7 protein-coding genes are annotated in these 7,884 nt (G+C 59.1%); 3 read left to right on the top strand and 4 right to left on the bottom strand.

The features are described from left to right. Positions 1-180 precede the first annotated feature (180 nt). Entirely contained in the window at positions 181-1,548 is a 1,368-nt protein-coding gene (gene argH / locus HJW02_RS12700) for an argininosuccinate lyase (RefSeq protein ID WP_180970995.1), read from the top strand. Positions 1,549-1,682: 134 nt separating this feature from the next. Next, positions 1,683-3,362, top strand: a complete 1,680-nt coding sequence (locus HJW02_RS12695; protein ID WP_022395916.1) for a SulP family inorganic anion transporter — start codon at positions 1,683-1,685, stop codon at positions 3,360-3,362. 6 nt (positions 3,363-3,368) lie between these two features. Here the strand turns inward: HJW02_RS12695 and HJW02_RS12690 are convergent, their stop codons facing one another. Then, positions 3,369-3,701 carry a helix-turn-helix domain-containing protein gene (locus tag HJW02_RS12690; protein WP_022395915.1) on the bottom strand — a complete coding sequence of 111 codons (333 nt, stop codon included), beginning with the start codon at positions 3,699-3,701 and terminating at the stop codon, positions 3,369-3,371. A 99-nt stretch (positions 3,702-3,800) separates the two neighbouring features. Between HJW02_RS12690 and HJW02_RS12685 the strand changes: the two genes are divergently transcribed. Continuing rightward, positions 3,801-4,655: a nitroreductase family protein gene (locus HJW02_RS12685; RefSeq protein ID WP_180970994.1), complete on the top strand. Its 855-nt coding sequence runs from the start codon at positions 3,801-3,803 to the stop codon at positions 4,653-4,655. A gap of 9 nt (positions 4,656-4,664) precedes the next feature. Here the strand turns inward: HJW02_RS12685 and HJW02_RS12680 are convergent, their stop codons facing one another. The 3 genes from HJW02_RS12680 to HJW02_RS12670 all read right to left on the bottom strand — a co-directional run bounded on the left by HJW02_RS12680 (position 4,665) and on the right by HJW02_RS12670 (position 7,567). Beyond that, a complete protein-coding gene (locus HJW02_RS12680) occupies positions 4,665-5,192 on the bottom strand; it encodes a hypothetical protein (RefSeq protein ID WP_022395913.1) in 528 nt (175 codons plus the stop codon). Between the two features lie 22 nt (positions 5,193-5,214). Continuing rightward, the gene (nrdR, locus tag HJW02_RS12675; RefSeq protein WP_012419886.1) at positions 5,215-5,706 is read right to left on the bottom strand and encodes a transcriptional regulator NrdR; all 492 of its coding nucleotides are present in this window, start codon (positions 5,704-5,706) and stop codon (positions 5,215-5,217) included. A gap of 304 nt (positions 5,707-6,010) precedes the next feature. After that, positions 6,011-7,567, bottom strand: coding sequence for a sialate O-acetylesterase (locus HJW02_RS12670; protein ID WP_102722188.1), 1,557 nt, complete (start codon positions 7,565-7,567; stop codon positions 6,011-6,013). Positions 7,568-7,884 lie beyond the last annotated feature (317 nt).

Below are 7,884 nucleotides of genomic sequence, written 5' to 3'. Positions count from 1 at the left end.
TACCTCTTCTTACCTCTTCTTACCTCTTCTTACCTCTTCTTACCTCTTCTTACCTAGTTCTACCTAGTTCTATCTAAAATTTAATAGAACTAGGTAGAATAAAAACTCCATTCCAAATCCGTCCACATTACCTATTTCAAGCTTTCAAAACAACATGGCTTCAGGCACAACATGTGGGTCATGTGGAAAGGCAGATTTTCTAAACCCACCGCTGATCTGGTTCAACGCTACGGCGAATCCGTCTCCTACGACTGGAGGCTCTTCCGCCAGGACATTGCCGGATCCATCGCCCATGCGCGGGCACAGCTCAAGGCAGGCCTGCTTTCGCAGGAGGAATTCAGCGCCATTGAATCCGGCCTGAAGGACATTCTGAAGGACATTGAGGCAGGCAGCTTCACGTGGAGCCGGGAGCTGGAAGACGTGCACATGAACATTGAAAGCGAGCTGACCCGACGCATCGGCGCGCCGGGTGCCAAGCTGCATACCGCACGCTCCCGCAACGACCAGGTGGCTACGGACACACGGCTTTACTGCCGGGCGGAGATTGATGAAATCCTGGAAAAAGTGCGCCATTTGCAGTGCGCGCTGGTCATGAAGGCGAAGGAGTACGCGGACGCCATGATGCCGGGCTATACCCACCTGCAGCGCGCCCAGCCCGTCACGATGGGCCACCATTTGCTGGCTTACGTGGAAATGCTGAACCGGGACGCGGACCGCCTCACGGACTGCCGCAGGCGCCTGAACGTTTCCCCGCTGGGTTCCGGAGCTATTGCCGGTTCCACCATCTGCCTGGACCGCCGCGGGATTGCCGCAGAACTGGGCTTTGACGCCGTAACGGAGAATTCCATGGATGCCATTGCCGACCGGGATTACATCATGGAAACCCTCTTTGACCTGGCCGTGATCGGCGCCCACCTCTCCCGCATGAGCGAGGACGTCATCCTGTGGTGTACGGCGGAATTCGGCTTCGCCACCCTGTCGGACGCCCATACCACGGGCTCCTCCCTGATGCCCCAGAAGAAAAATCCGGACGTCGCCGAACTTACCCGCGGCAAAACGGGACGCCTGTACGGCAACCTTACTGCCGTGATGGTGGCCGTCAAGGGGCTGCCCCTGACCTACAACCGCGATCTTCAGGAAGACAAGGAACCCCTGTTCGATTCCATTGACACGATTAAGCTGGCCCTGGACGTCAATGCGGAGATGATGGCCGCCATGACGGTCAACACGGCCCGGGCTCTGGAAGCGGCTTCCGATCCCATGCTGCTGGCTACGGACTTGGCGGACTACCTGGTTCGCCGCGGCGTTCCCTTCCGGAAGGCTCACGAACTGGTCGGAAAAGCCGTCGCCATGAGCATTTCCACGGGTACGCCCCTCAGCCAGTTGAGCGACGAACAGTTCGCCTCCATTTCAGACGCGTACGGAACCGACGCGCGCGACGTATTTGAATTGACAAAAGCCTTCGCCCAGCGTACCAACCCGGGGGCTCCCAATTCCGAGAATACCCGCCGCCGCATCGCCTACTGGGAAGACATTCTTTCCAAATAACACTGCCTGCGGGGAGCGGACGGAACAGGAACCTGCCGTCCGTCTCCGCGGCGCGCCTCCGGGTGCAGGAAGGGGACGTTTTACACCCCTCCGGCGGCGGAATTCCACCGCAGCCGGCCAACATCCCGGCAGCCATGTTCAGACCTGCTCTCCTTTCCTCTCTCAAGACCTATACCAAGCAAACCTTTCTGGCGGACCTCTTCGCGGGGCTCACCGTCGGCGTAGTGGCCATTCCGCTGGCGATGGCCTTTGCGATTGCATGCGGGCTTTCTCCCACCCAGGGCCTCGTCACCGCCATCGTGGCCGGCTTCCTCATTTCCCTGTTCAGCGGAAGCAAGTACCAGATAGGCGGCCCCACCGGCGCCTTCGTCATCATCATCATGGGCGTGCTGGAACAGTACCACGCGTCCGGACTGCTGGTCTGCACGCTGATGGCGGGCCTCTTTCTCATTATCCTGGGCTTCTGCCGCATGGGGGCGCTTATCCGCTTCATTCCATTCCCCGTCACCACGGGATTTACCTCCGGCATTGCCGTGGTGATTTTCTCCACGCAGATCAAGGACATCTTCGGCCTCACCATCACGGAAAAAATCCCCGGCGACTTCATTGAAAAATGGGCGTGCTACTTCAACTACTTCCACACCATCAACTGGGCGGCGCTGGCGCTGGCCGTCGGCACCGTCGCCATCACCCTGCTGAGCCGCCGCTTCTGGCCCAGGGTGCCGGCCATGCTGGTGGGCATGCTGGGCATGACCGCCGTTTCCGTAGCCTTCTCCCTGCCCGTAACCACCATCGGGCAGGCCTTCGGCAGCCTTCCGAACACGCTTCCCCTCCCTTCACTGCCCCACATTGAATGGCACAACCTGGGGGCGCTGACGGCTCCGGCCTTCACCATCGCCCTGCTGGCGGCGATTGAATCCCTGCTGAGCGCCTCCGTGGCGGACGGCATGACGGGAGGACGCCACAAACCCAATATGGAACTCATTGCCCAGGGAATCGGCAACATCGGGTCCGCCCTGTTCGGCGGCATTCCGGCCACCGGGGCCATCGCCCGCACCGCCACCAACATCAAGGCGGGGGCCAAAAGCCCGGTTTCCGGCATGATTCACGCGGTGACCCTTCTTGCCATCCTGATGGCCTTTGCCCAGTACGCGCAGCAGATTCCTCTGGCCGTGCTGGCGGGCATCCTGACGGTGGTGTGCTACAACATGAGCGAAATGCACACGTTCAGCCGCCTGCTGAAAGGGCCGCGGCAGGATGCGGCGGTGCTGGTAATCACCTTCCTGCTGACCGTCTTTGTGGACCTGGTCGTGGCCGTGGAGGTGGGTGTGGTGCTCGCCGCCCTGCTCTTCATGGGCCGCATGGCCCAGATCAGCGACGTTTCCGCCATTAAAAACGAGCTGCTGGACAACGACGAGGAAGACGACGAAGACCGTTCTACGGCCAAACTCAGCATTCCGGAAGGCGTGGAAGTTTTTGACGTGAAGGGCCCCTTCTTTTTCGGCGCCGTGGAACAGTTCAAGGACCAGGTGCTGGAAACGCTGGAGCACGATACCAAGGTAGTCATTCTGCGCATGCGCCTGGTTCCCGCGCTGGACGCCACCGGACTGAATGTTCTTTCCGACTTCTGCCATCAGTGCCGGGAGCACGGCTCCACCCTGCTGGTCTGCGGCGTGCAGCCGCAACCCCTGGATGTCATCCGCCACGCGCCCTTTTACCGGGAGCTGAAACGCTACAACATCTGCGAGAATATTGACGCCGCCCTGAACCGCGCCCGCAAGATCATCAACGGTCCCGCGCCCAAACACCTGTAACGGCGGCTACTCTCCCCGTGCGGCCAGGTAGGCCGCGCCCCATTCATTCATGGCTTCCAGTACGGGCAGCACGCTCCTGCCGAAGGCCGTCAGGGAATATTCCACCCTGGGCGGAATGACGGGGTACGCCTTGCGTTCCACTAATCCGTCCGCCTCCAGCTCCCGAAGCTGCTGGGTGAACATCTTGGTGGTGGCCTCCGGGATCAGGCGGTGCAGCTCGTTAAACCTCACGGGAGCCTTCTGGTAAAGATGCCAGAGGATGACAATCTTGTACTTCCCGCCGATCAGGGAAAGCGTGACGCCGCAGGGGCAACGGTAGGAGGATGAAGGTTTTTTCATCGTTACAGTATCTTTTTTGACACTATATTACAAAATAGTGCCTACTTGTCAAAAACTCCCTGTCTCCCTATGCTGGCGGGAATTCCAATCCACACAGCCATGAAACTGACCATCGACCAAGACAAGTGCATCCACTGCCATTTATGTGAAAAAGCCTGCTTCCTGACCCGCTTCTGCGGCTTCGATTCCCTGGAAGGAGCTGCGGAACAATACTGCATCGGCTGCGGCCATTGCGTAGCCGTCTGCCCGCGGCAGGCCATTACCCACTCCGGAGTAAAAAGCACGGAACCCATAGGCCCCGTTCCGGGCGAAGCGGAAGTGCTGAACCTGCTGATGAAAACCAGGAGCGTACGGCACTTCAAACCGGACCCCGTCAGCCGGGAAACGTGGAACGTCCTGCGCCGCGCGGCGGAATACTCCCAGTCCGGCCTGAATGCCCAGAGCATCCGCCTGACGGCGGTGGAAGACCCGGATACCCTCTCCGGCATCAGAAAGGCCCTGCTCCGCATGTACGACAAGCTGGAAAGGCTGGCCGCCTTCCCCGTCACCCGCCTGGCCGCCCGGCTGTCCCTCTCCCCGCAGGATTACCACGCCGTCATCTCTGAAACCGCTACACAGCCCCTGCGCAGGCAGGCGGCGGAACGGGGGGAAGACCCCGTACTGTACGGCGCCCCGGCCCTGCTCCTGCTGACCGGCCCGGCGTCACAAACCGCGCGGGAAGACGCTACGGTCCTCTCCCAGAATATCATGCTGGCCCTGACCGCGCTGGGGCTGGGGAGCTGCTACATGGGCGGCTTGGTCCTGGGATGCAGGGTTTTCAAGTACAAGCCGCTTCTCCGCGCCCTGGATTTGCCGAAAGGCCACGCGGTCCATCAGGCCCTTGTGCTGGGGACGCCCACCGTACAGCTCAAACGCATGCCGGAACGGAAGCGCCGTAAAATCAGGTTCCGGTAAGCTTCCCCGTCAACGGTCCGCTTCCTGCTCCTCATAGCGGGAAAGGAGGAAATCCAGGTCTTCCAGCAGGGTCTGGCAGGAACGGTCCCACCGCTTCCTGCCCTGGAGCGCCATCACGCATTCCTTTCTCCCGGTAAAACAGTATTTGGTAATGCCGTGCACCTGCAATTCTTCCACCTGCTTTTTCAGCTCACAGGCAAAAAACAGCCAGAACGGCACGCTTCGGGCAATCTCCGCCACGCTGACCGTCATGGGGGGCGTTTCCTCCTTCAGCTCCCTTGCCAGGTGCGCCAGGCCTACCTCCGTAAGCATGCGGCGCAGGCGTTCATACAGCTCGGACACCTGCATGACGGACAGGTCGCACTCATGCTCCAGATAATAGCGCACAGAGGCCAGCAGGTCATCCTTGAACGGCAGGGTGGTTCCGGCGCGCCGGGCGGCATGTTCCAGGGCATCCGCCAGCCACTGTTCCCCGTACTCGGTGATCAGGCAATCACCAAGCTTGAGCAGCGGTCTGTTGTTTCGGAAGCCGATCATGGAACAGGGAAAAGGGGGAAATTTAAAGGATGGGAAGCTTGCGCTGGAGGGGATCAATCAGCGTCTGGTGGCGCATCTGCGTGATCTCCTGGATGAACTCCTCCACATTGGAAAACTGGCGGTACACGGACACGTAGCGGATGTAGGCGACGGGATCGATGGCGTAAAGTTTTTCAATCACTTTTTTGCCGATCTCGCTGGAGGGAACTTCGCGCAAATGGTCGCGGTGCAATTCGGAAATAATTTCTTCCACGGCGCGGTCCAAGCGGTCCATGCTCACGGGCCTCTTTTCACAGGCCTTCACCAGGCCGCGCAAAATCTTCTCGCGGTTCAGGGCTTCCCGCAGGTTATCTCTTTTTACAACGCGCAGCTCCGTACGTTCAATCTGCTCATAGGTCGTGTAACGGTAATCGCACCTCAGGCACACGCGGCGGCGGCGGATGGTCGTCCCGTCCTTGGACATACGGGAGTCAATGACCTTATCCTCCAAATGACCGCACTGAACGCATCTCATGGCACGACCATACTACTACATAACGCATCCATAAAGGAAAAAGTACGCCAAATATAGTACAGAGGCCTTAATGGTCAGCATCTCCCAACCAAGACTTCCTGTGAATAAGCCGGGGACAAAAATACTCCCGTCCGCGTTTCCGCACGGGTTGACGGAAATTCCGGAATTGTGAATAAGAGGCAGGCAGGCTTCCATGTACTCCGGGTGTGAAGACACATTTTTTATGCTCTCCTCCCACCGGAATAAAAACCGGAAAAGCCCTGAACGGATTCCGGTCCGCGCCAGGGTCGTTCATGGCCGTCCATTACGGGTTCACCGTTCCGCCTTGATTGACGATACTGCCCGCAGCCAGCCTGGCGCCATTCAAATTCAACACAGCGCCGTCTTTGACGAGGACTCTGCCCAGATTCAGGGCCTGCCCCTCCATTCCTTCCAGGGACATTTCCACCTTTCCGGACAAGATCCAGGAACATTTCAAGGAAGCGGGCAGCACCCGTTCCAACACGACGCGGGCCATTCCCTCCGCTCCCCCTCCACCTTCCGCACGAACCACCTGCACTTCCGCCTGTCCGGACAAGCGGACGGGGTGGGCTTTGTCCTGGACCGGTGAGGGCTTGAGTTCCACGGTGGAGCCTCCCGGAATATTCCAGGCCTGACGGCCCGCAAGCTGTACATTTGTCTCCAACTGCAAATTTTTCCCTTCCGCCAGCCGGATGCCTCCCGGCCCAAGCGCCAAACGGTCGCCGGAGCCCCCTCCTTTGCTCTGAATAATCACGGTATTAACGGCGGGGTCCTCCACACGGATGCCGAACAGCTTCACCACGCCCGATACAATGCTGGGTTTTACGGAAGAAGCCAAGTTCCACACGCCTACGTTTTTCCCCGGCATTTTCCGGTTCATCCAGGCATCCGGAGAACCGAGAGGAGCCTCATAACGGCCGCTGCGGACGGAGCCGGCATCCTTCCCGGCCAGACGGGCGGCTTCATAGGCAAAGCGCGCGCCGATGCTGATCTGGGACTGGCCGTTGTAATGCACCCCCATCTGGTCGCCGGCAGTCAGCTTGGGAAGGTCCCTGGTAGGGGCATAGCCCAGGGACGGACGGGAGGCGGCCAGCTCCTTCATCACCTGGTGGGTCGTTTTTCCCTGAACTTCGGTATCGCGCCCTTCCAGGCCGCCGGTAACATTGCCCGTCTCCGGATCGCTTTCATTCTTTCCGGCCCAGTTGGCATTCTCGCCAATGACGGCTCTCTGTGCGGCCAGGGCGGACGTATCCCCGTACGGTTTCAAGTCCGCCGCCAGATTGCCCAGAAGCTCCAGAAAACGGGAAGCGCTCTCCGGCACGGAAGCGCCGATATTGCTTTCCCCCTGCAAATACAGCAGCCCGGCAAACTCCACTTTGGAGTGCTTGGACTTGTCTACCGCGGCACAGGCGTTTTTGACGGCCTGCACCAGCGCCTTGTAAGCCTGGCCGTTCTTTTGCCAGTGGGAATTGTCGCCGCCGTCGCGGGAGGCTTTCACAATGGCCACATCCGCATCCCTGAACCATCCGTTCTTCTCCAGGGTAAAGGCAAACCCGTATTCCGGACCCATGCACAAACTGCCGTTATAGCGCGGCATGGCGGGCCGTACCTGCTCCCAGGACGTGGAGGCTCCGGGGAACACCCCTTCCCTCTGACCGAAGTTCTCATGCCAGTAGAGCGTATTCTTCGGCTCATACTTCTTCAACAGCTCCGGAGAAGCGGGACTGCCCTTCACGGCTCCCAGGGAATTGGATTGGCCCGTCAGCAAAAAAATCTTCAATTCTTTTGCGGAGCATACCGAAACAAGGCACAGGAACAGGAAGGACAGCAGATAGGTCATTTGAGTTACAATTGCGGGAACACAACTATAACTGCCGGAATTTTCCTTTTCAATCGTCAACTGTCGGATATGGGAGCCGGAAGGAGGAGGAAAAGGAAAAGACCAGTTCTTTTTCTATGCTCCCGATGGACAGCATAGCCCCCCTATTAATTTTCTACCGAAGAGCTTGGAGGAAGCAAAGGCGCGACGGCTCGGACAGGCGGCATGCACCAAATGTTCCTCTTAGCTGGAGTAGAAGAAGAGAAGCCTCCATCAAGAAAACGAACAAGCCCCGCCAGTTGAGGAACTGGCGGGGCCTGATGAAAAAAATCCCGGCG

The organism is Akkermansia sp. GGCC_0220 (assembly GCF_017566105.1).
Classification (GTDB): Bacteria; Verrucomicrobiota; Verrucomicrobiia; order Verrucomicrobiales; family Akkermansiaceae; genus Akkermansia; species Akkermansia massiliensis.
The sequence above is the reverse complement of the archived record's forward strand: the minus strand, read 5'-3'. Positions and strand labels throughout refer to the sequence as shown.

What these genes read in the sequence shown, in the direction of transcription:
- argH (WP_180970995.1), top strand. Translation starts at nt 181, where the DNA reads ATGTGGAAAGGCAGATTTTCTAAACCCACCGCTGATCTGGTTCAACGC.
- HJW02_RS12695 (WP_022395916.1), top strand. Translation starts at nt 1,683, where the DNA reads ATGTTCAGACCTGCTCTCCTTTCCTCTCTCAAGACCTATACCAAGCAA.
- HJW02_RS12690 (WP_022395915.1), bottom strand. Translation starts at nt 3,701, where the DNA reads ATGAAAAAACCTTCATCCTCCTACCGTTGCCCCTGCGGCGTCACGCTT.
- HJW02_RS12685 (WP_180970994.1), top strand. Translation starts at nt 3,801, where the DNA reads ATGAAACTGACCATCGACCAAGACAAGTGCATCCACTGCCATTTATGT.
- HJW02_RS12680 (WP_022395913.1), bottom strand. Translation starts at nt 5,192, where the DNA reads ATGATCGGCTTCCGAAACAACAGACCGCTGCTCAAGCTTGGTGATTGC.
- nrdR (WP_012419886.1), bottom strand. Translation starts at nt 5,706, where the DNA reads ATGAGATGCGTTCAGTGCGGTCATTTGGAGGATAAGGTCATTGACTCC.
- HJW02_RS12670 (WP_102722188.1), bottom strand. Translation starts at nt 7,567, where the DNA reads ATGACCTATCTGCTGTCCTTCCTGTTCCTGTGCCTTGTTTCGGTATGC.